Source organism: Parasaccharibacter apium, from assembly GCF_002917995.1.
In the GTDB taxonomy this organism is placed as follows: Bacteria; Pseudomonadota; Alphaproteobacteria; order Acetobacterales; family Acetobacteraceae; genus Bombella; species Bombella apis.
The window spans coordinates 79,314-102,578 of the sequence record NZ_LMYH01000009.1 but is presented as its reverse complement, the minus strand read 5'-3'; the positions used below and the strand labels follow the sequence as shown (position 1 = coordinate 102,578).

The following is a 23,265-nucleotide window of genomic DNA, read 5'->3' as shown; positions in this document are numbered from 1 at the left end:
TTAATCCAGAAGGCCAAGCAAACGCAGAGCCTCGTCCACACGCTTCTTCGTTCCTTCCGTCGGCTCCACCATTGGCAGGCGCAGCGTGGATTCGCACAACCCGAGACGGGACATGGCGTACTTTGCCGGGGCTGGGCTGGTCTCGGCAAACAGGGCATCATGCAGCGGCAGCAGCCTGTCCTGAAGAGCAATGGCCTCCTGCACCTTCCCTTCCCGCCAGAGACGATGGAGCTGGGAGCAGAGATCCGGTACCACGTTGGACGTCACACTGATGCAGCCGTGCCCTCCGGCGGCCAGAAAGGACAGGATGGTCCCATCCTCACCAGAAAGCTGGTTGAAGTCCGCCCCAGCCTCCCGCCGCACGGCCAGCGGACGGGAAAGATTGGCCGTAGCATCCTTCGTACCGACAATGTTCGGGTGCTTGGCCAGACGCCCCAAGGTCTCCGGCGTCAGGTCCACAACGGAACGGCCCGGGATGCAGTACAGCCAGAGCGGCAACGGCGTGGCGTCAGCCACCGTCATGAAGTGGCGGTACAGCCCTTCCTGCGTCGGCTTGTTGTAATAGGGAACGACCACCAGCAGGGCATCGGCCCCCACCTTGTGAGCATGACGAGCCATACCCACAGCCTCATGTGTGCTGTTGGAGCCTGCTCCGGCCATCACGAGCGCACGGCCAGCAGCCACCTCCACACAATGCTCCACGACACGGCCATGTTCCGCATGGGAGAGCGTCGGGCTTTCCCCCGTTGTCCCGGACGGAATGAGGCCTGTCGTCCCGCCCTGGATCTGACGCTCGATCAGCCTGGTAGCGGCCTGCTCGTCCAGCGTGCCGTCCTTCTTCATGGGGGTGATCAGGGCGGTCAGCGAGCTGTGGTACCGTTCATTGATATTCTGTGCCATCTCTTTACTCTCCACCCTTGTCCCTGCTCATAAAAATCCGTGGGCTGACCTCGCCAGCCGACATTCTGCTGCCATTATAGTGAGACCTCTCCGCTGGAGAAAGGTCACATCTCATCCCGAAACGAACTCCGCCGGTAGGTGCCCAGCACATGATGATCCTGGCTCACCCCTGCCAGCTCCAGAAGAGCCTCCCGAACTCCCCTGTCATCCGGCGCCCCCTCAATGTCCATCAGAAAACGGGATGCCTCAAAAGAGCCTCCCAGCATGTAGCTTTCAATCCGTGTCATGTTGACCCCATGCCGTGCAAAACAGGCCAGAACATCACACAATGCCCCCGGCACATGCCGGACATGAACGATCAGCGTCGTCATCATCGGCTGGCCTGCCACGGATTCCACCACAGCGTCCGGAGGGGCCACACGGTAGAAACGGGTGGTATTGTGGGCAGCATCTTCCACATTGCGCAGAAGAACTTCGAGCCCGTTCAGCTCTCCGGCTAGGGAGGACGCCACCGCCGCCTCTTCCCTGCGCCCCCAGCCTGCCACAAGCTCGGCGGCTCCCGCCGTGTCAAACTCTGTTACTGGCTCCAGATCATACCGTGCCAGAAGACCCCGGACCTGCGCCATCGCCACAGGGTGCGTATGGACACGCTTCACATCTTCAAGCCGTGCCCCCTTCACACACAACAGACAGTGTTCCACCCGCTGGAAATGCTCCCCCACGATCTTCAATCCCGCTTCCGGCAGCAGCGCATGGATCTCTGCCACACGACCGGCAAGGGAATTCTCGCATGGCAGAAGGGCCTCATCCGCCAGACCATCCCGCACGGCCTCGATCGTCTCGGCAAAGCTGCGACAGGGCAGCGTGGCCCAGCCCGGACGTGTGGCCCGGCAGGCCAGATCGGAATAAGCTCCCGGCCGCCCCTGAAACGCAATTACCGGCATGATGGCTGCTCCCCCACTCTGGCCCGGACTCTCGCAAGGTCTTCCGGCGTATCCACCCCCAAGGGAGCCGTGGCAATCCGGGCACAGCCAATCGTCATGCCCGCCTCCAGCGCACGGAGCTGCTCCAGCTTTTCCCGCTCTTCCAGCCCGGAGGGCGGCAGGGTGACGAACCGGGCCAAGGCCTCACGACGCCACGCATAGACACCCACATGATGCCAGTACACGCCCTCACCCCACGGAATCACGGACCGGGAAAAATAGAGTGCCCGGGCCACGTCATCGTCACTCTGGAAACTACAGGCCACCTTCACGACCGACTCGGCGTCACGCTCCTCGGGACCCTGCACCGGGGCAACCAGTGTCCCGATGTCGAACCGCCCTTCTGCCAGTGGGCGCAAGGCCTGCTGGAGGGTCTCCGGCTCCACAAGAGGGAGGTCACCCTGAAGATTGATCACGCAGTCATGCCGCCTCTGCGGGTCGTGAGCTTCAATCGCCGCCTGCACCCTGTCCGATCCGCTTGGCAGGGCCGGGTCTGTCAGAATGGCCTTCACCCCCGCCATGCCTGCCACAGCGTCCCGGATTTCCTCATCTCCGGCCGCCACGAGGACAGGCCCCAACCCGGCCGCCACAGCCCGGCGGGCGACATGAACGATCATGGGCTCGCCATCAATCTCGGCCAGAGCCTTGCGTGGAAGCCTTGTGGAGGCAATTCTGGAGGGAATGACAATAATCGGTTGCATGATCCCTGATTGCCGTGCGGTCCTGTCCACGTCAATCAACCCAGCAGGAAAAAGGCACAATCCTCATGCGTCAGTCTGATCTTTCCTCCCATCTGGCCCTTGCCCAGCGCTGCGCCGATGCTGCCCGACAGGTCATCCTGCCGTATTTCCGCCAGTCCCTCACCATCATCTCCAAGGCCGATGACAGCCCCGTCACCCTGGCCGACCGGGAAGCCGAATCTGCCATGAGGGCCATTCTGGAAAAACATGTTCCCCATCATGCCATCCTGGGCGAAGAGGCCGGTGCCTCTGGCACTCCGGGGAAAGACTGGCTCTGGGTGCTGGACCCCATTGACGGCACACGCTCCTTCGTAACGGGCCGACCAAGCTTCACGACACTGATCTCACTGTTTCATGAAGGCCGTCCCGTACTGGGCCTGATCGACCAGCCCGTCACCAATGAACGCTGGCTCGGGCTGGATGGCGACCCCAGCCGCTATGTCGCCCCGCACATGCCCGGCACCATCGGCACCCGGCAGACTGTCCGCCTCAAAGAGGCTGAGCTTTCCTGCACGGCACCGGAAATCTTCCGTCCTGCCCAGTTCCGGCAGTTTCAGGCACTTCAGCAAAAAGTCCGCCGGACCTCATGGGGAGGAGATGCCTACGCTTACGGACTGTTGGCTCTGGGACAGATCGACCTCATTGCGGAAGATACGCTCAAACCATGGGACTGGGGACCACTGGCCCCCATCATCAGGGGGGCCGGTGGCAGCCTGACGGACTGGTCCGGCGCCCCGCTGACACTGGAAAGTGACGGCACCGTACTGGCCTGTGCCAGCACACCCCTGCGTGATGAGGCCATGGAAGCCCTTTCCACCTGACGATCTGTCCATTACACATAGATAACGATTCTTCACGAGGTCACGCCTGCTGACCCGGTTCCCACGATGAAGGTTACCCGCCATGCCCCTCTCCCTCGCCAAAGACAGAATCAACATTCTTCTGCTGGAAGGCATCCATGACAGTGCCGTCAACTATCTGGAACAGCAGGGCTACGCCTCTGTCACCCGGCTGAAAGGCGCCCTGGAAGGCGATGCCCTCAAGGAAGCCCTTCAGGGTGTCCATATGGTCGGCATTCGCAGCCGGACGCAGCTGACAGCCGATATCATCAACTCTGCCAACCGCCTCATGGCCATTGGGTGCTTCTGCATCGGCACCAACCAGGTGGACCTCAAGGCTGCCCGGATGGCCGGGATTCCCGTCTTCAATGCGCCTTTCAGCAACACCCGTTCCGTGGCCGAGCTGGTCATGGGCGAGATCGTGATGCTGCTGCGCCGCATTCCGTCCCGCTCGGAGGCCTGCCACAAGGGGGGCTGGGAAAAATCCGCCAACAATGCGTGGGAAGTCCGCGGCAAGACGGTCGGCATCGTGGGCTACGGCTCCATCGGGTCCCAGCTGTCCGTTCTGGCCGAATCCTTCGGCCTGCGGGTGCTCTTTTACGACATCGCCCCCCGCCTGCCACACGGCAACGCCATTGCCGTCAGCTCTCTGGAAGAGCTGCTGGGCCAGTCCGACATCGTGACGCTGCATGTTCCTGAAACACCGGAAACGCAGAACATGATCGGCGAGGCTGAAATCCGGGCCATGAAGCCGAACTCCATTCTGCTCAACAACGCCCGTGGCACGGTGGTGGATATTGAAGCCTTGGCCCGTGCCCTGAAGGACGGCCACCTGATGGGTGCGGCCATCGACGTCTTCCCCGTGGAACCGAAGAGCAGTCAGGAGCGCTTCACCTCTCCACTCCAGGGGCTGGAAAACGTACTGCTGACCCCACACATTGGTGGCTCCACCATGGAAGCACAGGAGCGCATCGGTGTCGAAGTCGCCCAGAAGCTGGTGGATTATTCTGATGTCGGCTCCACCATCGGGGCTGTCAACTTCCCACAGGTTCAGCTGGGTGAGCGCCCCGGCGGGATGCGCTTCATGCATGTCCACTCCAACCAGCCGGGCATCCTTGGGCAGATCAACGACATTTTTGCCAAAGCCGCCTGCAACCTGACGGCCCAGTTCCTCCAGACAGATGGTGAGCTTGGCTACGTCGTGACCGAAGCCGAAGCACAGGAAGGCCAGAATGTCGCCGAACTGGAAAAAGAGCTTCTGGAGCAGCTCCGTAGCCTGAAAGGAACCCTGCGGGCCCGCTCCATCCGTCCGGTCCCGGCTGAAGACTGAGCCGTCCTGCTGCCCTGTCCGGTCTGCTTCTGACAATCGCCCGGCAGGTCCACTGTCGGGCGGTTTCATATCCGACCCACAAGGACTTCTGATCATGGCCACCACCCCGCCCGCTCTTGCCCGCATCCAGAGCGTCACCTTCTCTGGAATCGATGCCTTGCCTGTCATGGTGGAAGTTCAGATTTCCAGCGGGCTGCCATCCTTCATCATTGTCGGGATGCCCGCCCGGGCCATTGCCGAATCCCGGGAGCGTGTCCGTGCGGCACTCTCCGCCATGGGGCTGGCCCTCCCTCCGAAACGGATCCTCGTCAATCTCACCCCGGCCGACCTCCCCAAGGAAGGAGCCCATTTCGACCTCCCCATCGCTCTGGGCCTGCTTGCCGCCATGGGTGTCATCCCGGCCGACTCCATCACGGCCCTGACCGCTTTGGGTGAAATCGCCCTTGATGGAACGGTCACCCCTGTAAACGGCATCCTCTGCGCCGCCCTGACAGCATCGACCCAGGGCCAAGGGCTGATCTGCCCAGCATCGCAGGGGGCAGAGGCACGCTGGGGCCATCCGGCCCTTGAGATCATCGCCACGCCATCCCTCACGGCATTGATCGGCCATCTCCGCAAAGAACAGCCCCTGCCGGATGAACCCCCTCCTACCCCCCAGCCTCCCGATTATGGCCTCGACCTCCGGGATGTGAAGGGCATGATGCAGGCCCGTCGTGTGCTGGAAATTGCCGCCGCAGGTCGTCACTCCCTGCTCATGTCTGGCCCGCCCGGGTCTGGAAAATCCATGCTGGCCAGCCGTCTGCCCGGTATCCTGCCTGATCTCTCTGCGACGGAAATCCTGGAGACCAGCCGCATCCACAGCATTGGTGGCCTGTTGCCTGCCGGGCAGCTTGTCAACCGTCCCCCCTATCGGGCGCCACACCACAATACGACACTGCCTGCTCTGGTCGGTGGCGGTCCAAAAGCCATGCCCGGCGAGGTCAGCCTCGCCCATAATGGCGTCCTGTTTCTGGATGAACTCCCTGAATTTCCCCGCAACTGTCTTGAAGGACTGCGCCAGCCTGTCGAATCAGGTGAGGTCACCATCTCCCGTGCCGCACGGCATACACACTATCCGGCCCGTTTCCAGCTTGTTGCCGCCATGAACCCCTGCCGCTGCGGGTATGTCCATGATGCCGAGCGTTCCTGCAACCGGGCACCACGCTGCGCACAGGATTATACGGCCCGCATCTCCGGCCCGATGCTGGACCGCATGGATCTGTGCGTTCATATCCACTCCCTTTCACCTCTGGCCATCAGCCGTGCCCCCACAGGGGAAAGCAGCGCAGAGGTACGGGCCAGAGTGCAAAAGGCCTATGATCGGCAGATGGAACGACAGGGAACCTGCAACAGCACCATGCCCCCCGATGGGTTCCTCTTCGAAGCGGACGCCCTGGCTCTTGCAGAACAGGCAGCCCTGCGGATGAAACTTTCACACCGTGGCATCACACGCATGTTCCGTGTCGCCCGCACGATTGCCGATCTGGACGGCACGGAAACCGTGCAGAAACACCATGCGGCAGAAGCTCTCTCCTACCGCACCCCGCTCTGAAGATCAGGAAGACAGTCCATCCAGCCCACGGGCCAGATCAGCCTTCAAATCCGCCACGTCCTCCAGCCCGACCTGAATACGGAAGGCTGCGCCCTTCGGCAAACCCTCTTCATGATGTCGTGTCAGTCCCCCGGATGTCGGCAGGACAAGACTTTCATACCCCCCCCAACTGGCTCCAATGCTGAAGAGGTTCAGTCCGTTCAGCATGGCGACCATGGCTTCCTGCGTGATCCCTTCAACCAGCTCCACACCGAACAGACCACTGGCATCCGTGAAATCACGCTTCCATATCTCATGCCCCGGACAGCCCGGCAGGGCTGGATGCCGCACATGGGCGACCTCCGGGCGACTCTCCAGCCAGAGGGCCAGCTCATAAGCGGAGCGGGCCTGCTGGGCCAGACGGACAGCCAGGGTCTTCAGGCCCCGCAGGGTCAGCCAGCAGTCATCCGGGGCACCGCAGGCTCCCAGCTCGATGGCGGCACGGCGCAGGGCCTGCCAGTGTTCCTGCCGCTGGACCGTGATGGACCCGAGAATCACATCCGCATGGCCGCTGGGATATTTCGTCAGGGCCTGAATGGACACATCCACCCCATGCGTGAAGGGCTGGAACGCCCCGATCCCCCATGTATTGTCCAGCAGCAGCCGTGCCCCGGCTCCGTGTGCCAGACGGGCGATCCGGGGAACGTCCTGCACCTCGAACGTATGACTGCCCGGGCTTTCGGCAAAAACCACGGCCGTGTTGGGCCGGAGATGCGCCCGCAGGGTGGCTTCATCCGCACGGGGCGGATAAAAGCCGGTCTCAACTCCAAAACGGGCCAACATTCCCAACGCAAAACGCCGTGTCGGACCATAGACGGAATCTGGCAGAAGCAGATGGTCCCCGCTCTTCAGGAACGCCAGCAGAGCCACGCTACAGGCTGCCAGACCGGAATTGACAACCTGCGTATGGCTTCCGCCTTCCAGGGCTGCAATCACCTGTTCCAGCCTGTGCTGGACGGGGTTGCCCATGGCGCCATAAACAAGCCTGTGATCGTAGGCATGAACGCCCTGGGCCTCCATGTCCTCAACCGTCGGGAACACGACCGTTGAACCACGCTCAACCGGCATGTTGACAAATCCGCCTTCCCGACCCGGCTGCTGACGCCCGGCGTGGGTCAGAAACGTTGCAAATTTCTGCCAGCCCTCACCAATGACAGACCCTGCCCCTATGGTCCTGCTCCTGCTCTTCATACCTGTCACTCCTGCTATCCATGCGGGTCGGACAGACATTTTCCCTTCTTCACGAAGAGACGCAACCCCCCTTCATGAAGCCCCCTGCCGTACAGCTTTCTCCTGTAGAGAAGGCCGGTATCTGGCATGAAGGTTCCATGATGTTCTTTACCGCCAAAACGGTATAGACTGCCTTCTCCCTTTCAGGCCTGTGCAGATGGGTCTTGTTTCTGTTGATTATCAGGTCATTACAACAATGCAGGACCCGACATTGCCGTTTGCAGTCCCCCATGCCCTCCGGCTGGTGAGCTGGAACCTTTTTCATGAGGATGGTGCCACGCTGGAGGATATCCGCCTCCTGCTGCGGGTTACGAAGCCCGACATACTGCTCATGCAGGAATGCCGCCCCTTCATCAACCGTCTGCCCGACCTCATAGGGGGGCATTTCAGCCGTCTGGCTTCAGAGGGACGGGTCCATGGCACCGCCTGCTGGAGCCGCCATCCCTTTCTCTCCTCCCCACGGCTGCACATGCTGCCGCCCGGTCTGGCTGCCCACCGTTCTGCCCAGCTGCTGGAATTTGATACAGGGTTTGGGCCGTTCGGCCTCGCCAATGTCCATCTCTCCCACGGTCCCATCCTCAACCGGCGTCAGCTGCGGCTCATCCGGGAGGAACTGCCGGAACGGGCCATCATCATCGGAGACTTCAATCAGGTAGGCCCCGCCATGTTGCGGGGTTTCAGGGATGTGGGACCACGGGAGCAGACCCACCGGATGCTCGACAGGGTGCCCCTGCGGCTGGACCGCTGCCTTGTCCGCGGTTTCTCCCTGATGGAACGGCGGGTCTATCCCCGTTTCGGATCAGACCATCGCCCCATTGCCGTCACCCTGCAACCAGAGGCCATAAGCAGCAGCCTCACCCTTCCTGATCAGAGATAAGGCAGGAAGAGACAGCAGGCCGCATTCCGCAGGCGGACCGGCAGGGACCATGAATCAATTTCAGCAAGCGTCAGCTGATGGCTGCAATGGCCAAGGATGAACTCTTCCAGATGACCTGCCGTCTCCGCACCATGCAGGGTCAGATTGCATTCGAAATTGAGACGCAGGGAACGTCGGTCCAGATTGGCACTGCCAACAAGGCTCCAGGCCCGGTCCACTGTCATGAGCTTGGAGTGGTTGAAAGGCGGATCCCCCAGCCAGACCCGGCAACCCGCCAGCACCAAGTTCCTGAGGCGGGCATTGCGGGCATAATCCGTCACCGGATGGTTGCTGTGACGGGGAACAACAATATCCACCCGCACCCCACGCAGGGCAGCCAGCCCAAGCTCTGTGGCAAACCGGTTATCCGGGATGAAATAAGGGGTCATGAAGCAGACATGGCTGCGGGCCAGAATGACAGCCTGAAGAATGGTATATTCAATCTTCTCAACATCCATGTCTGGCCCTGACGTCACGACACGGGCCGGAATACTGCCACCCGCCACAGGCACCGGAAAATAACGCTCCCCTTCCAGGGTTTCCCCAGTCGTGAAGGCCCAGTCCCTCACGAAGACCTCGGAAAGCTGCTGGACCACGGGGCCTTCCAGCTGGAAATGCGTATCCGCCACCGGGATGCGCCGCCCTCTGGGCTGGTTGAGCAGATTTTCCGCTCCAATATTCAACCCACCCATGAAGCCTGTCCGGCCATCCACCGCCAATATCTTGCGATGGTCCCGCAGATTGATGAACGGCATCCGCCACGGCCAGAGAGAATGCATGAACCGGGCACAGGGTATGTTCTCCCGCTTCAACCTCTGGATGATCGGGCTGTAGAGATAGCCACTGCCGATGCCATCCACCAGTACACGGACCTCGACCCCACGCTGCCGGGCCTCCGCCAGAGCTGCCACGAATTTCCTGCCGATTCCATCATCCCGAAAAATGTAGGAACAGAGCAGAATGGAGTGCTTTGCCCGGGCAATGCTTTCCAGCATCCTCGGATACGCATGGTCGCCATCATGCAGGCAGGTCACGCTGTTCCCCTTGAGCAGGGGCAGGCCAGTCAGTCCATCCAGCATCTTTACCAGAGGTGCCATGAAACTGTCGGCAGCATCATGGGTCCATGTCGCCAGAAAGGCCGTCTCCTCCGGGCTGACATCTTCCCGCAGCTTCTGCGCCCGGCGATGGACACGATTGATCCCCAGGCAGAGATAAAGCAGCGACCCCAGATAGGGCATGACCCAGCAGAAACCTATCCAGCCAGCGGCAGCAGCCGTATCCCGTTTGGTGAGCAGGATATGGCCTGTTACCAGAAGGGAAAGACTGACATGCAGCAGCCCCAGCAGGAAGGTATATGAAAAAAGCGCTGCCATGTCCTCTCCTCAGCATGGTCCCATAATCAGCCCGCCCCCACCTGCAGGCGGAGACGGGCGGCAGGCTGTTTCAGGCTTGTCCCGCCTATCGGCGCAGCATCCATTGTGGTGCTGCCCGCCCGACAGCGCCCCGGCGGCCAACCAGCGGGGCCAGATCAGCCGGGGACCGGACCTTCTGCCCCTCCTGCCAGACGAGGCCCTCTTCCAGAGAGAAGAGACGGATATGGCTGATCGCCACGCCATCAGCCAGTTTCTGGAGGCTGACACCCCCTCCCTTCGCCACTTCGGCCACCTGCTCCAGCGGGAAGATGAGCGCACGTCTGGCAGTTGTCAGGCAGAGAACATGCGTCCCCTCAGCGGGCAGGGCAAGCCATACCTGCGCTCCATCCCGCACGTTGAACACCTGCCGCCCTGTTCTCTTCTCCGCTGCAAGATTGCTGGCGGCCACCTGCATCCCCCGGCCATCGGTACTGGCCAGAAAATACCGGGCATCATCCTCACCAAGAACAAACAGGGCCACAGCCTGATCATCCTGCGCCAGATCAGCCAGTGTCCGCACCGGCTGACCAAAGCCACGCCCCCGGGGCAGGTCCGCCACCTTCAGCGTGAAAGCCCGCCCCCCGGCTGCCATCAGACAGAGACGGTCCGTACTCTGACACTCGACATGCCAGGCCAGTCCGTCCCCTTCCTTGAAGCGATGGTTCTCCACATCATGCCCATGCCCCTTGACAGCACGAACCCAGCCCTCCTGTGAAAGAAGCACCGTGACAGGTTCCCGTTCCACCGCCAGAGCGGCAGAAGTATCAATGCTGACCGGGGCCTCACCCATGACCGTGCGACGCTGGCCATAGGGTCCACCTTCAAACAGGGCCTGCATCTTCTGGAGATCTTTCCCGATCCGGCTCCAGCGCCGCTTTTCAGACCCCAGCAGAGCCTCCAGTGACGCCTGCTCTTTGCCCAGACCGTCCCATTCCTTGCGGATTTCCATTTCTTCCAGCCGTCGAAGGGACCGCAGACGCATGTTCAGCACATGATCCGCCTGAAGCTCACTCAAGGAGAACGCTTTCATGAGGGCAGGCTTCGGCTCATCCTCTTCCCGGATGATGCGGATGACCTCATCAAGATTGAGATAGACCTTCAGGAAACCATCCAGAATTTCCAGCCTTTTCAGGACGGCATCCAGACGGTGCTGCGTGCGGCGGACCAGTACATCATGCACATGCTCCAGCCATGCCTTCAGAACATCCTTGAGAGACAGCACGCCGGGGATTTTCCCCTGGCTGAGAACGTTCATGTTCAGGCTGAAGCGGCTTTCCAGCATGGTGTGCCGGAAGAGCGTTTCCATCAGCACATCAGGCTCGCAACTGCGGGTTCTGGGTTCCAGAACCAACCGGATATCCGTTGTGCTTTCATCCCGTACATCAGCCAGGAGAGGAAGTTTCTTCTCTTCCATCTTCCTGGCGATATCTTCGATCAGTTTACCCTTCTGCACCTGATAGGGAATTTCCGAGACGATGATAGTCCATGCGCCACCACGGCCCTTCTCGACCGCCCAGCGTGCGCGGATGCGGAAGCTGCCACGCCCTGTCTCATAGGCCTGAACGAGCGTCTGGCGGTCCTCAACCAGCAGGCCACCGGTGGGGAAATCCGGCCCCGGCACGACATCCAGCAGCTCCTCCGTGCTACAGTCCGGCTTCTCGATCAGTAACCGGGCCGCCTGATAGAGTTCGGCGGCATTATGAGGAGGGATGCTGGTGGCCATACCCACGGCAATCCCGGCCGCTCCATTGGCCAGAAGATTGGGGAAAAGCCCCGGCAGGACGACCGGTTCCTGATCCTCATTGTCGTAGGTCGGACGGAAATCGACCGCATCATCGCTGATTCCTTCCAGCATGATGCGGGCCGTTTCGGTCATGCGGCTTTCGGTGTACCGCATGGCAGCCGCACCATCGCCATCAATGGACCCGAAATTGCCCTGTCCTTCCACCAGCGGATAACGCACGGCAAAATCCTGCGCCAGACGCACCAGCGCATCATAGACGGACGCATCCCCATGGGGATGGAACTTACCGATGACATCACCCACCACACGGGCACATTTCTTGAAGCCGGAACTCGGGTCCAGCTTGAGCTGCTGCATGGCATAGAGCAAACGGCGATGCACCGGTTTGAGCCCATCCCGTACATCCGGCAGAGAGCGTGACGTGATGGTGGACATGGCGTAGGCCAGATAACGCTCACTCAGCGCCTCAGCCAGCCGTGTATCTTCGATATGCCCGGCGAGATCGCCCGTCATAAGGTCTCCTGCTTCATGTTCGCCTCTCTGATGGAGACAGGTTAGACACGCTCTTCTTCCTCCTGTCCAGAGGCCGCATCCTCAGCCAGTCGGTACAGGGCTGTCATCAGCCGATCCCGTGCAGCGGGCAAAGGACGATGGCAGGCAGCAAAAACAGCCCGCTGAAGAAAATGGCCACTCAGCCTTGCCCCAGCAAGCCAGTCTGCCGGCTTTCCTTCCTCTTCATCATCCAGAAGACAGGACGGCAGAGGAAGAAGACGATCCTTCCACTCCCCAGCTCCCTCCTCGCTTACGGCACGCCCCGTGCGGGGAGACACATAGGCCAGCCCCTCCCGCACGCCCGTAACGGCACATTGGTCCAACGTCAGGCCATACCCCAGCTGCTCCAGAAGAAGCAGTTCCCAGCGCAGATAAAGCGCCACGGGTGGCAGGGCGGCGGACACGCTCATCACCCCCATGAAATGGGCCAGAGACGCAAACAGCGCCTCATGCGGCTCCCTCTCTGGCAGGGCTTCACTACACAGGCCACAGGCACTCCCGAGCAGGGACAGAGATAGAGGATGGTCGAGGAGGAAAGACGCTGTGGGCCGCACAAGCTCCGCTGTCATGTAACCCAACTGTTCTGGCAGGCGGGCCTTCCAGCGGGCCACGACCAGACTGCCCTCCTGCCAGAGCGCCGCCTGCCGCCGGGACTGCCCGCCACGCACCAGAGCATGAAAAACCCCCCGATGCCGGGTCAGTGCACGGACCAGCAGACTGCTTTCCCCATGAGGAGAAAGCCGCAGGATGATGGCCGGGTCTTCCCACTCCATACCGTTACCCTCAAGACAGAAAAAGGGGCCCCGCCATATTGGCGAAGCCCCTTTCTTCTAGCAAGAAACCGTTAAAGGCTTATTTCTTCTGGCCAGAAGCCGCAGCCACCTCGGCAGCAAAGTCCGTCTCAGCCTTCTCGATGCCTTCACCCAGCTTGTAGCGGGCAAAACCAACCAGCTTGGCACCAGCCTTCTTGACGACTTCCTTCACGCGGCTCTCACCGTCATGCACCCAGACCTGCTCCAGCAGAACCACTTCCTCGTAGAACTTGCGGATACGGCCTTCCACCATCTTCTCGATGATGGCTTCCGGCTTGCCGGAGGCACGGGCCTGGTCTTCCAGCACCTTGCGCTCGTGAGCAACGGACGCAGCGTCCACGCCATCCACATCCAGAGCCGTCGGGCTGGTGGCAGCAACGTGCATACCAATCTGGCGGCCCAGTGTCAGCAGAGCTTCACTCTCGGAAGGAGCCTCGACAGCAGCCAGCACACCGATACGGCCTACGCCGGGGCGCAGGGCACCGTGAACGTAGCTGGCCACGACACCAGACGGCACGCTCAGCACGTCCACGCGACGCAGGCTCATGTTCTCACCAATGGTGGCGACCAGATGGGTCAGCTCATCAGCAACAGTACGGCCAGACGGCATCTTGGCAGCCTTGACGGCCTCCAGATCACCACCAACCTGCAGAGCCACCTTGGCGATGTCTTCCACAGCCTGCTGGAAGGCATCATTGCGAGCCACGAAGTCCGTCTCGGCATTGACCTCAACCATGGCAGCCTTCTTGCCATCAACGGCCACACCCACCAGACCTTCAGCCGCAACGCGGCCAGACTTCTTGGCAGCCTGGGACAGACCCTTCTTGCGCAGCCAGTCGATGGCAGCCTGCATGTCGCCATTGGCTTCCGTCAGGGCCTTTTTACAGTCCATCATGCCTGCGCTTGTTGTATCGCGCAGCTCACGCACCATTGCAGCAGTAACTTCTGCCATATCTCTTCATCCCCGATAAAACACCCATGCAGCCGGAAAGTCTCCACGGCTGCATGAGCTGTTCATGTCACAATATCCACTGTCCGGCCACTCCATGAAAGACGGGCCGGACTGTCCGCATGGCCCTGTGGCCAAAAGCCGGAGAGGCTTATTCAGCCTTCTCTGCCACAACGGTTTCCTCAACCGGCAGCTCTGCGGAAGCGCCAATGTCCTGCCCGGACGCAGCCAGCTCGGCAGAAATGCCATCCAGCACGGCACCGGAGACCAGGTCGCAATATGTGGCGATGGCACGGATGGCATCATCATTGCCCGGGATCGGGAAAGTGACACCCTTCGGGTCGGAGTTGCTGTCCAGCACGGCAATCACGGGGATGCCCAGCTTGTTGGCTTCCTCAACAGCCAGCTTTTCCTTGTTCGTGTCGATCACGAACAGCAGGTCCGGCAGGCCACCCATATCCTTGATACCGCCGAGGGAGCGTTCCAGCTTTTCGCGGTCACGGGTGATGTCGAGGACTTCCTTCTTGGTCAGGCCGGTCGTGTCGCCAGCCAGCATTTCGTCAATGCCACGCAGACGCTTGATGGAGCCGGTGATGGTCTTCCAGTTCGTCAGCATCCCACCGAGCCAACGGTGATTGACGTAGTACTGGCCGCAACGCTGTGCTGCATCAGCCACCAGATCGGCAGCGGAGCGCTTCGTGCCGACGAACAGAACACGTCCACCGGAAGCCACGGTGTCACGCACCTGCTTCAGGGCGCGGTCCAGCAGCGGAACGGTCTGCTGAAGGTCGATGATGTGCACCTGGTTGCGGACACCGAACAGGTACGGTGCCATGGCCGGGTTCCAGCGACGTGTGTGATGACCGAAATGAACACCAGCCTCGAGCAGCTGGCGCATCGTGAACTGTGGCATTGCCATAGTCTGAAACTTTCTTTCTCTGGTTTGTCCTCCGCATGGCAACGCCCCTTGGTGGCAAGGGACACCAGGCAATCCGGGCCATGCGTGCGAAATATACCTCCCGCCCCACATGGAAGCGGCAAATACGGCCCTTCTCTAGAACAGGCCGGACGGAAACGCAAGTACTCCGACGACGCCTTTCAGACCCGTGCGAGCGGAAGTGTTTCCAGAAAATCAGCCATGGCCTGATGGGCACGGGCAGCATCACGCCCCAGGCCGATCAAGGCGCCAATCTGCACGGGATGCCTCAGGATGGACCCCAGCAAAGCCGGCACGTGGACCCGCCCGTCCTTCAGGCCTTCCCGGGCAGCGGGGGGAAGGTCCCTGCCCGCATCGTCACAGATCACCCGCAGAACCGCAAAGGGCAGGCCAGACCGGGCTACGAGACCACTCTCCATATCCACGGCGTGGCACCCCGTCCGGGAAAAAAGGTCAGCTTTCTCTCTGGCCGTGCCAATCATGACCGGACTGTGCAGGATGCCACCCCGGACAGCCGCCTGGGCCGCACCGAAACGGGCACTCAGGGCGGGATCAGCCCTGTAATGCTCACTATCAGCCTGCACATATTCAGCCACCTGCACACTCCCCGGTGGCAGGACGGCATCCAGCGCCCCGGAGCAGCCAAAAGACAGCAATGCCGTCACACCTTCATCCTGAAGAACCTGAAGAGCCTGCCGTGCCCCGGTCTCACAGGCATGGCTCAGGGCGATCTTCGCCCCGGGGAAAAAACGGCGGGCCAGCCGTGCTTCCTGCCTGAGCCCTGCCAGGACCCCCAGCATCAGAAACCGAACTCCACCTGCCCGGAATTGCTATCAGCCAGATTGCGGTACCGGGACAGCGCCATGAGCGGGAAGAACTGCTTGTAGCCATGATAGCGCAGGTAAAAAACCTTGGGGAAACCAACGGCATTATACGGCGCCTCGTGCCATTCACCCTGATCGTCCTGCGCCTGCATCAGATAGGCCATGCCACGGCGGACAGCCTCACTATCGTGGCGACCAACAGCCATCAGCCCCAACGTTGCCCAGGCCGTCTGGGTCGGCAGGCTCTCCTTGTAGAGGCCCTGTGGGGCCCCCTCATAGCTGGCGCAGTCCTCACCCCAGCCGCCATCATCATTCTGTACGCTCTCCAGCCAGGCGACGGCCCGACGCACCATCGGGTCATCATGACTGATGCCAGCAATGTTCAGGGCACAGAGAACGGACCACGTGCCGTAAATGTAATTCGTCCCCCAGCGGCCGAACCAGCTGCCGGATTTTTCCTGCTCGGAGCGGATATAATCCAGCCCCTTGCGGATCACCTCACGATCTTCCGGATGACCCAACTGGGAGAGGAACGAAATGCAGCGTGCGGAGACATCCACCGTCGGTGGGTCCAGCAACGCACCGTGGTCGGAGAATGGAATGTGGTTCAGCACCTCCATGTTGTTGTCGATGTCGAAGGCACCCCAACCACCATTGCTGCTCTGCATGCCAATGATCCATTCCCGGGCACGCTCAATGGCCGTACGGTTCTCTTCAGGATCGATCCTGTGCAGCAACATGCCAACAACAGCCGTATCATCCACGTCCGGATAATAATCATTCTCGTACTGGAAAGCCCAACCTCCCGGACGCAGGGTCGGCGCATTGATGGCCCAGTCCCCTCTGACATCCAGAATCTGGTGCTCCCTGAGCCAGGCAGCGGCCTTCTTCAGGGCAGTCGCCGTCTCGGCCGGCATCACGCCCCTGGCACCGGTCGAAGCCTCCAGCATGGCAAGACCGGAAAGCCCCGTATCCCACACAGGCGACACGCAGGGCTGGCAATAGGCCTCATCATCCTTCACTACCAGCAGGCCCTGTACCGCCTCCCATGCCTGGACAACCCGTGGATCATCATCCGGCACCCCCAGGGTCCGGTACATCATGATCACATTCGCCATGGCAGGATAAATGGCACCCAGTCCACCGCCACTCAGCCGCTTCTCGATGAAGTCGATCGTGACACGGATGGCCTTCTCATGAACGGAACGGGGAATGAATGGAACCAGCGGCCGGATGAGCTTGTCCAGACCGGTAAATACCCGCCCCCAGACCGACCGGTACGGACCGCGTATCCAGTCCCTGATGGTGGCTGGCGGTCTCCTGAACAGCTCCTGCACCCGCACGCCACGGGGATTCAGGGCCAGCGGCCTGTAAGCTGCCAGAATGAGCAGCGGCGCTATGACCGCCCTGGACCAGTAGGACATGTTCCAGACCGAGAAAAACGCCTTGCGGGGCAGCAGCATGAGCTCCACTGGCATGACGGGCACGGCATCCCACGGAACTTCCCCGTACAGGGCCAGCTGGATGCGGGTGAAGACGTTGCTCCGCTCTGCCCCGCCATGATGCAGGATGGCCGCACGGGCCTTGCGCATGTGGGGGGCCTCCGGATCATCCCCGATCATCTTCAGGGCGAAATAGGCCTTCACGCTGGCGGAAAGATCAAACCGGCCATCCGTATAGAGGGGCCAACCCCCATGCTCACCCTGTGTCCGTCGCAGATAGACTCCGATCTTCTGCTCAAGCTCCACATCAATGCAGTCAAGGAAATGGCGCAGCAGAACATATTCCGACGGGATGGTTGCATCGGCTTCCAGTTCAAAGACCCAATGACCGTCACTCTTCTGACGCTTGCCCAAGGCAGTATGGGAAGCCCTGACAGCCTGCTCCACCACCGTGGCATCCATGTTATGACGGAACAACGTCTTGTTCACTGACCTCTCCTCCAAAATCCTCGCACAGCAGGGCTTGTGCCTGTCCACATGTGCGGAGACCATAAACCAGTTCTTCAGGTACACGCCGCTCCGGCAGACGCCGTGCGAAAACCAAGCGCTCCCACCGCCACCAGCCCGGACTGTATGGCACCCTCGATCGTGGAAGGCAGACCAGTATCCGTCCAGTCCCCGGCAAGAGCAAGATTGGGATGAGCCGTTTTTGCTCCCGGCCGCTTTTTATCCTGTTCCGGTGTGGCTGCAAAGGTGGCCCGCTTCTCCCGGATCAACCGGGCAGCCGGCATGTCCTGCGGCAGCGGGGTCTCAACCAGCGGGTCCAGGGCCTGATGCAGTTCCGCCCATATGTGCGCCAGCATCTCGTCCTGGCGCCAGTCCGCATAGCGGTTGGCTGCACTGACCGTGACGGACAGGACCTCATCATGCAGGAAGACCCACTCCGCCACACCACCAACAAGCCCAAGAAAACCAGCCTGCTTCAGAGCACCACGAGGCCGCAGAGGCTGCTGGAGACGATAATGGGCATTGGCAATGCTCTCGAACTCATCCGGCCCTTCCAGCCCCGGCAGCAACCCGACCGCCACCGGTGACGGAACGGCTAGGATGACCGCATCTTCTGCCCCCAGTCTCACAGGGCCACTGGATGTCTCCAGCGCACTCACACGCCCTGATCCATCCTCAAACGCAAGGGCAGAGACGCGCGTACCCGTAAGCACCTGAGCATGAAACTGCTCCAAGTAATGCAGTGCGGGGGTCACAAAACTTTCCGAAAGCCCTCTGGCGGCCATCCACGGGCAACAGGCCTGTCCCCCTTTGGCCAGCGTCCGCCGTACGATGTTACCCAGCAGACGGGCACTTCCCCGGTCTATGCCCGTATTGAGGCCGGAGACAGCCAGCGGCTCCAGCAGGCGCCGGGCAAACTGCCCCGGCAGGAAACAGTCTGCCACACTGGCCTGATCACCAGCCTTCATCAGGCGGAACAGAGCCCTCACCTCCCCAAGACGCATACCGGGCACACGGCTGCCCCGCCGCAGCAGCCAGAAAGGCAGACGCCCCGGCGAGAGGCGCAACGTCCAGGAAAGGCCCGCCTCCAGATCATGCCACGGGAAAACGGGAGCCCCCGGCCCCTGCAACGTATCCCGGGCACCCAGACGGTCGAGATAGCGGAACGTGGCAGGATTGGCGGAAAGGAGCAGATGATTGCCGTTATCGATGACCGTGTCCAGCGCCCTGTCATGAAAGGACCGGGCCCGCCCCCCACAGGCCGGACCAGCCTCATAGACGGTCACCTGCGCCTGGGGTGCCAGCTCCACAGCAGCGGAAAGACCCGCAAGTCCTCCACCAATGACATGCACATGGCTCACAATGACACTCCAGCCGCCGCCAGCAGCATGGCCAGCTTCTTGCGGACGGAACAAACCCGCAGGGGGGCCTCCGGGTTGCGCCAGCCACGGCGACAGAGAGCGGCCAGCGTGACCCGGTAGGAGGCCGCCATGATCCGGGCCGGGCGCACCGTGGCTGCCGGGCACTGTTTCATCAGGGCCGTAGCCCGGCGGAAATGATCTTTTGCCCGTCCTGCGAGGATACGGCACAGCCCATCCAGCCCAACGGCATAGAGAGCCTCGGCGGGATCAGTCGGCACGCTGTAACGCCGCAGCAGTTCGGCTGGCAGGTACAGCCGTCCACGGGCTGCATCTTCGGCAATGTCACGCAGGATGTTCGTCAGCTGAAGGGCACGGCCCAGATGGTAGGCAAGCCTGTCTCCCTGCTCCTCCGGCGTGCCGAAGATGCGCACGGACAACCTGCCCACAGCAGACGCCACCCGGTCGCAGTACAGGTCCAGCGTAGCCTCATCAGGAGCCACGACCGGTTCACCACAATCCATGAGCATCCCATCAATGATGGCGATGAAATCATCCTGCCTGAGCCCGAACTGCCTGATGGCCTCAAGCAGGACACGCTCCAGCGCCGTATCGGCCTGCCCCTCATACAGGGCGGCAATACGACCTTTCCAACTCTCCAGGGCGGAAGCAGGGTCATCATGAGGGGTGTCGCCATCGGCGATGTCATCCACGACACGACAGAAGGCATAGATGGCAAACATGCCATCCCGCCGCCCGGGAGGCAGGATTTTCATCCCCCGTCCAAACGACGTCCCTGACCGGTTGACGATCTCTTCCACCTGTCTCAGGTCAGACGGAGCACATGGCAGACCCTGAGACGTATTGTGACGAACAGAGACCATAACCTTCCTCATATCCCTTCAATGGCCGCAGCCAGAACCGTAACCACAGGCCGATCACAGCCTGCCCTCTTCTAGCGGCAAAGTCTGCCGTGGCAAAGGGCCAGCATGAAACCCGCCTCAGCGCAGGTAACGCATGGCCCAGCCCAACGCCCGCAGACCATCAGACTTTGTCAGCGCCACCCGTTCGGCTATCGGGTCCTGCCGGTGCAGACGCTCTGTCAGGCGGCGGCAGAGTGCCACGATCACGGCGGCCTCCAGCCTCATGCGACGGTCTTTCACAAGTGCGGGAAGACGTGCGGCCTCCTCATTCAGGGCATCAACATGGGCCAGCATGCGATCGAACACGCGCCGTACACCCGGCTTACTGCGGGCAAGGATGAGGTCCTTCAGGCGGACATTCTCTTCCTGCAACCACGGGAGAGGCACATAACAGCGGTTCAGCTGCTTCAGATCACTGCTGACATCCTGCATGTGATTGACAATCTGCAATGCCGTGCAGAGCGCATCCGACGGACCGAAGGTCTCTTCCCCTTCACCATGCAGCATCAGCAGGAAGCGCCCTACGGGATTGGCCGAATAGCGGCAGTAATGCAGCAGCTCCGACCAGTGTTCATAGCGTGTCTTTTCCGCATCCATGATGAAGGCCGTTATCAGGTCGCTTCCCAGCTCCAACGGCAGGTTGCGCTCCTGAAGAACCGTCCGGAGGATGACCGCACTCCAGGCATCAGCCCGGCCAGGCGGGGGCTTCCGCTCGCCGTGCAGGACCTCACGCAGGGCTTTCAGCCGGACCACCTTCTGAGCGGGAGACAGCCGGGTATTGTCCACCATGTCGTCCGCCACACGGGCAAACCTGTAATAGGCATGGACGGCGGGCCTGTGTCCCGGAGATATCAGGAAAGACCCGACGGGGAAGTTCTCATCCTTCATGCCCTTGCTGGAAGAAACGTCCTGTTTTCCCCAGATCTGGGCATCCTCCTGCGCCATGGCCCCACCAGACTGTGGCATCATGATTCTGCTCCTTCATACGACCGCCCGCGCCAGCTGACACCTTTGCCCCGATAATGATTCACTGCGGAGCCGACGGTTGCCATCATGTAGAAGGCAGCCACCAGCGGCAATGAGAGGACGCGCCACCATGACAGGTTGAACCAGCGCAGGGTCGGCATGAACGTAATGCAGCTGAGCGCATATGCACAGCCACCCACCACGCGGTTTTTACCACGGCCGAACAGAAGAAGGCGAACCGGCAGAAACCATATCAGAACCATGCCGGCCAAGGCTTTCAGAAGGTTCCAGGGGGAGAATTCGAGCTGGACATAAGCGTTGCGGGCGATCATGTGCCATATCTCGCCCAAGGTCTGATAGGTGCGGATGGACCATGCCTGTTCGCTGCACCCAAGATAAAGCCGCCCTCCGGCCTCCTTGACACGGGCACCGAGCGTACAGTCGTCGATCAAGGCATCCCTGAGGGTCTGTATTCCCCCTATCATCTCCAGCATCTTGCGGCGGATCAGCACCGTCCCCCCGGCAGCTCCAGCCACTGGAGACTGCGGGTCAGCGATCCTTCGAAAAGGATAGAGCATGGCAAAGAAATAGACGAAGGCCGGAACAAAAACCTTTTCCCAGAAACAGGCGCAGTTCAGCTTCACCATCTCGGAAACCATGTCGATATTTTCGCTCTGGGCTCTCTCCACCAGAGAGGAAACATGGTCTTCCTTATGGACAATATCGGCATCTGTCAGAAGGACATAGCCATCAGCAGGAAGGAACTCCAGAGCCTCTTCCTGCCCCTGCCCAACGGCCCAGAGTTTGCCGCTCCACCCCGCCGGGTGGGGCTTCCCATCCAGAACGGTCAGGCGTCCTTGCGGGTCTGGCACACGGCGGGCAATATCCCCCGTACCATCAGTACTTTCATCATCCACAAGGAAAACATGATAGCGCCCCTGATAATCCTGCCCCAGCAGGGAAGACAGGCAGGCACTGATGGAGGCTGCTTCATCACGGGCTGGAACGATGACAGCCACGGCTGGAAGGCCATTCTTCCAACGTCTGGCCTTCAGCCCCCTCCTGAGCCAGGGGCCACCAATCCAGAACTGACCATGAAAAAATGTCAGCCCCAGCCAGGCCAACAAGGAAAACAACGCCATCACAAAAACCATCACCGTGCCAGCCTGCTACTACCTCTCAAGATAAAAAATGTCCCCGCCCATGCTGGCGGAACCAGGCCACGGAATCGGCAACGGCCTGACGGGCCGGACGGGGGCGGTACCCCAGCTCCTGCTCCGCCTTGGCCGAAGAAAAAAACATCAACTTTTTGGACATGTCCAGCATCTCTTTCGTGACACGAGGCTGAATTCCAAAGCCTTTTGCCAACAGTTCGGAAAGATAGGCTACCGGATAAAGCCATGACTGCCTGAGCTGGATACGGGGCGGACGGCGATGGGCGACCTCCGCCACCATGCGAAAAAGATCACCCAGCATGAGATTTTCGCCGCCCAGAATATATTTTTCGCCAATCGTACCATGCTCAAAAGCAAGCACATGGCCTTCTGCCACATCATCAACATGGACAATATTCAGCCCAGTCTCGACATAAGCCGGCATACGGCCTGTCGCACAGTCCAGAATCATCTGCCCGGTCGGTGTCGGCTTGATGTCCCGTGGTCCCACCGGAGTCGATGGATTCACAATGACAGCCGGCAGGCCCTCCTCCCGGACAAGGCGCAGAACTTCCTGCTCCGCCCGATATTTGGACCGCTTGTAAACGCCCACGATCTGATCCTCCGTCACGGGGGAAGACTCCGTGGCCGGAATGCCATCATGGGCCGTGGCCAGTGCCGCAACGGAGGAACAATACACGATACGCTTTACACCCGCCTTCATGGCGGCGAGCATCAGGCGCCGGGTTCCCTCGACATTGGCCTTCATCATCACTTCAGGGTTTGGTACCCAAAGGCGATAATCCGCCGCTACATGGAAAAGATAGGTCACGCCCTCCAGCGCCTCAGCCAGGCTCTGAGGGTCTGCCAGGTCTCCGACAACAAATTCCACGGGCAGGTCGGCCACGTTGCGGCGATCCGATGTATGCCGGACCAGAAGGCGCAGACGACGACCACGCTCCAGCAAAGCCCGTGCGACGGCCGATCCCACAAAACCGGTTGCCCCGGTCACCAGGGTCACATCTTCTGACATCTCCGCTCCTTCCTCACTTCAGCGCCTTGTTCTGCCGGATATAGGCCCCGTCATCATGGCGGGTAAAGCCCTGCTGATTGGACG

General features: G+C 61.0%; 20 protein-coding genes. 4 read left to right on the top strand and 16 right to left on the bottom strand.

What is annotated here, in order from left to right:
* The 3 genes from dapA to ASO19_RS04260 all read right to left on the bottom strand — a co-directional run bounded on the left by dapA (position 1) and on the right by ASO19_RS04260 (position 2,584).
* Positions 1–900 carry a 4-hydroxy-tetrahydrodipicolinate synthase gene (dapA, locus tag ASO19_RS04270; RefSeq protein WP_043560424.1) on the bottom strand — a complete coding sequence of 300 codons (900 nt, stop codon included), beginning with the start codon at positions 898–900 and terminating at the stop codon, positions 1–3.
* Between the two features lie 104 nt (positions 901–1,004).
* Positions 1,005–1,844 carry a prephenate dehydratase gene (locus ASO19_RS04265; protein WP_103765469.1) on the bottom strand — a complete coding sequence of 280 codons (840 nt, stop codon included), beginning with the start codon at positions 1,842–1,844 and terminating at the stop codon, positions 1,005–1,007.
* The gene (locus ASO19_RS04260; RefSeq protein ID WP_103765468.1) at positions 1,835–2,584 is read right to left on the bottom strand and encodes a 3-deoxy-manno-octulosonate cytidylyltransferase; all 750 of its coding nucleotides are present in this window, start codon (positions 2,582–2,584) and stop codon (positions 1,835–1,837) included. The genes ASO19_RS04265 and ASO19_RS04260 overlap by 10 nt, the downstream gene beginning before the upstream one ends.
* Positions 2,585–2,649: 65 nt before the next feature.
* On the opposite strand from ASO19_RS04260, the gene ASO19_RS04255 reads away from it, so the two are divergent.
* From ASO19_RS04255 to ASO19_RS04245, 3 genes are all read left to right on the top strand, one after another.
* Complete coding sequence (locus tag ASO19_RS04255) at positions 2,650–3,444, top strand: inositol monophosphatase family protein (RefSeq protein ID WP_103765467.1); 795 nt, start codon at positions 2,650–2,652, stop codon at positions 3,442–3,444.
* An 82-nt stretch (positions 3,445–3,526) separates the two neighbouring features.
* A complete protein-coding gene (gene serA, locus ASO19_RS04250) occupies positions 3,527–4,792 on the top strand; it encodes a phosphoglycerate dehydrogenase (protein ID WP_043560435.1) in 1,266 nt (421 codons plus the stop codon).
* Between the two features lie 94 nt (positions 4,793–4,886).
* On the top strand, positions 4,887–6,383 hold the full coding sequence (locus ASO19_RS04245) for a YifB family Mg chelatase-like AAA ATPase (protein ID WP_043560437.1): 1,497 nt from the start codon (positions 4,887–4,889) through the stop codon (positions 6,381–6,383).
* Between the two features lie 3 nt (positions 6,384–6,386).
* Here the strand turns inward: ASO19_RS04245 and metC are convergent, their stop codons facing one another.
* On the bottom strand, positions 6,387–7,613 hold the full coding sequence (metC, locus tag ASO19_RS04240; protein ID WP_103765466.1) for a cystathionine beta-lyase: 1,227 nt from the start codon (positions 7,611–7,613) through the stop codon (positions 6,387–6,389).
* Between the two features lie 196 nt (positions 7,614–7,809).
* Between metC and ASO19_RS04235 the strand changes: the two genes are divergently transcribed.
* Positions 7,810–8,529, top strand: coding sequence for an endonuclease/exonuclease/phosphatase family protein (locus ASO19_RS04235; RefSeq protein ID WP_248460534.1), 720 nt, complete (start codon positions 7,810–7,812; stop codon positions 8,527–8,529).
* On the opposite strand, the gene ASO19_RS04230 is transcribed toward ASO19_RS04235, so the two are convergent.
* The 12 genes from ASO19_RS04230 to hpnA form a co-directional block, all read right to left on the bottom strand.
* The gene (locus tag ASO19_RS04230) at positions 8,520–9,941 is read right to left on the bottom strand and encodes a phospholipase D-like domain-containing protein (protein ID WP_103765465.1); all 1,422 of its coding nucleotides are present in this window, start codon (positions 9,939–9,941) and stop codon (positions 8,520–8,522) included. The two genes, ASO19_RS04235 and ASO19_RS04230, sit on opposite strands and share 10 nt — an antisense overlap.
* 85 nt (positions 9,942–10,026) lie before the next feature.
* Positions 10,027–12,237 carry a DNA topoisomerase IV subunit A gene (gene parC / locus ASO19_RS04225; RefSeq protein WP_103765464.1) on the bottom strand — a complete coding sequence of 737 codons (2,211 nt, stop codon included), beginning with the start codon at positions 12,235–12,237 and terminating at the stop codon, positions 10,027–10,029.
* A gap of 41 nt (positions 12,238–12,278) precedes the next feature.
* Positions 12,279–13,049 carry a DNA repair protein RecO gene (gene recO, locus ASO19_RS04220; protein ID WP_043560446.1) on the bottom strand — a complete coding sequence of 257 codons (771 nt, stop codon included), beginning with the start codon at positions 13,047–13,049 and terminating at the stop codon, positions 12,279–12,281.
* Between the two features lie 79 nt (positions 13,050–13,128).
* Positions 13,129–14,040 (bottom strand): translation elongation factor Ts, encoded by a 912-nt coding sequence (gene tsf, locus ASO19_RS04215; protein WP_043560447.1) that lies wholly within the window; start codon positions 14,038–14,040, stop codon positions 13,129–13,131.
* Positions 14,041–14,188: 148 nt separating this feature from the next.
* Positions 14,189–14,956, bottom strand: coding sequence for a 30S ribosomal protein S2 (gene rpsB / locus ASO19_RS04210; protein WP_043560449.1), 768 nt, complete (start codon positions 14,954–14,956; stop codon positions 14,189–14,191).
* A gap of 179 nt (positions 14,957–15,135) precedes the next feature.
* Positions 15,136–15,774 (bottom strand): phosphorylase family protein, encoded by a 639-nt coding sequence (locus tag ASO19_RS04205; RefSeq protein ID WP_103765463.1) that lies wholly within the window; start codon positions 15,772–15,774, stop codon positions 15,136–15,138.
* Positions 15,774–17,702, bottom strand: coding sequence for a squalene--hopene cyclase (gene shc, locus ASO19_RS04200; RefSeq protein ID WP_103765462.1), 1,929 nt, complete (start codon positions 17,700–17,702; stop codon positions 15,774–15,776). Before shc ends, ASO19_RS04205 begins: the two co-directional genes overlap by 1 nt.
* A 101-nt stretch (positions 17,703–17,803) precedes the next feature.
* A complete protein-coding gene (gene hpnE / locus ASO19_RS04195) occupies positions 17,804–19,108 on the bottom strand; it encodes a hydroxysqualene dehydroxylase HpnE (protein WP_103765461.1) in 1,305 nt (434 codons plus the stop codon).
* Entirely contained in the window at positions 19,105–19,989 is an 885-nt protein-coding gene (gene hpnD / locus ASO19_RS04190) for a presqualene diphosphate synthase HpnD (protein ID WP_103765460.1), read from the bottom strand. The genes hpnE and hpnD overlap by 4 nt, the downstream gene beginning before the upstream one ends.
* Positions 19,990–20,106: 117 nt before the next feature.
* The gene (hpnC, locus tag ASO19_RS04185; RefSeq protein WP_232317223.1) at positions 20,107–20,997 is read right to left on the bottom strand and encodes a squalene synthase HpnC; all 891 of its coding nucleotides are present in this window, start codon (positions 20,995–20,997) and stop codon (positions 20,107–20,109) included.
* Entirely contained in the window at positions 20,994–22,148 is a 1,155-nt protein-coding gene (locus tag ASO19_RS04180) for a glycosyltransferase (protein WP_043560465.1), read from the bottom strand. Before ASO19_RS04180 ends, hpnC begins: the two co-directional genes overlap by 4 nt.
* 25 nt (positions 22,149–22,173) lie before the next feature.
* Positions 22,174–23,181, bottom strand: coding sequence for a hopanoid-associated sugar epimerase (hpnA, locus tag ASO19_RS04175; RefSeq protein ID WP_103765459.1), 1,008 nt, complete (start codon positions 23,179–23,181; stop codon positions 22,174–22,176).
* Positions 23,182–23,265 lie beyond the last annotated feature (84 nt).

What these genes read in the sequence shown, in the direction of transcription:
- metC (WP_103765466.1), bottom strand. Translation starts at nt 7,613, where the DNA reads ATGAAGAGCAGGAGCAGGACCATAGGGGCAGGGTCTGTCATTGGTGAG.
- hpnC (WP_232317223.1), bottom strand. Translation starts at nt 20,997, where the DNA reads ATGATGCCACAGTCTGGTGGGGCCATGGCGCAGGAGGATGCCCAGATC.
- serA (WP_043560435.1), top strand. Translation starts at nt 3,527, where the DNA reads ATGCCCCTCTCCCTCGCCAAAGACAGAATCAACATTCTTCTGCTGGAA.
- ASO19_RS04260 (WP_103765468.1), bottom strand. Translation starts at nt 2,584, where the DNA reads ATGCAACCGATTATTGTCATTCCCTCCAGAATTGCCTCCACAAGGCTT.
- ASO19_RS04180 (WP_043560465.1), bottom strand. Translation starts at nt 22,148, where the DNA reads ATGGTTTTTGTGATGGCGTTGTTTTCCTTGTTGGCCTGGCTGGGGCTG.
- hpnA (WP_103765459.1), bottom strand. Translation starts at nt 23,181, where the DNA reads ATGTCAGAAGATGTGACCCTGGTGACCGGGGCAACCGGTTTTGTGGGA.
- ASO19_RS04230 (WP_103765465.1), bottom strand. Translation starts at nt 9,941, where the DNA reads ATGGCAGCGCTTTTTTCATATACCTTCCTGCTGGGGCTGCTGCATGTC.
- shc (WP_103765462.1), bottom strand. Translation starts at nt 17,702, where the DNA reads ATGGATGCCACGGTGGTGGAGCAGGCTGTCAGGGCTTCCCATACTGCC.
- ASO19_RS04245 (WP_043560437.1), top strand. Translation starts at nt 4,887, where the DNA reads ATGGCCACCACCCCGCCCGCTCTTGCCCGCATCCAGAGCGTCACCTTC.
- ASO19_RS04265 (WP_103765469.1), bottom strand. Translation starts at nt 1,844, where the DNA reads ATGCCGGTAATTGCGTTTCAGGGGCGGCCGGGAGCTTATTCCGATCTG.
- tsf (WP_043560447.1), bottom strand. Translation starts at nt 14,040, where the DNA reads ATGGCAGAAGTTACTGCTGCAATGGTGCGTGAGCTGCGCGATACAACA.
- rpsB (WP_043560449.1), bottom strand. Translation starts at nt 14,956, where the DNA reads ATGGCAATGCCACAGTTCACGATGCGCCAGCTGCTCGAGGCTGGTGTT.
- ASO19_RS04255 (WP_103765467.1), top strand. Translation starts at nt 2,650, where the DNA reads ATGCGTCAGTCTGATCTTTCCTCCCATCTGGCCCTTGCCCAGCGCTGC.
- recO (WP_043560446.1), bottom strand. Translation starts at nt 13,049, where the DNA reads ATGGAGTGGGAAGACCCGGCCATCATCCTGCGGCTTTCTCCTCATGGG.
- ASO19_RS04205 (WP_103765463.1), bottom strand. Translation starts at nt 15,774, where the DNA reads ATGCTGGGGGTCCTGGCAGGGCTCAGGCAGGAAGCACGGCTGGCCCGC.
- dapA (WP_043560424.1), bottom strand. Translation starts at nt 900, where the DNA reads ATGGCACAGAATATCAATGAACGGTACCACAGCTCGCTGACCGCCCTG.
- hpnD (WP_103765460.1), bottom strand. Translation starts at nt 19,989, where the DNA reads ATGGTCTCTGTTCGTCACAATACGTCTCAGGGTCTGCCATGTGCTCCG.
- parC (WP_103765464.1), bottom strand. Translation starts at nt 12,237, where the DNA reads ATGACGGGCGATCTCGCCGGGCATATCGAAGATACACGGCTGGCTGAG.
- ASO19_RS04235 (WP_248460534.1), top strand. Translation starts at nt 7,810, where the DNA reads ATGGGTCTTGTTTCTGTTGATTATCAGGTCATTACAACAATGCAGGAC.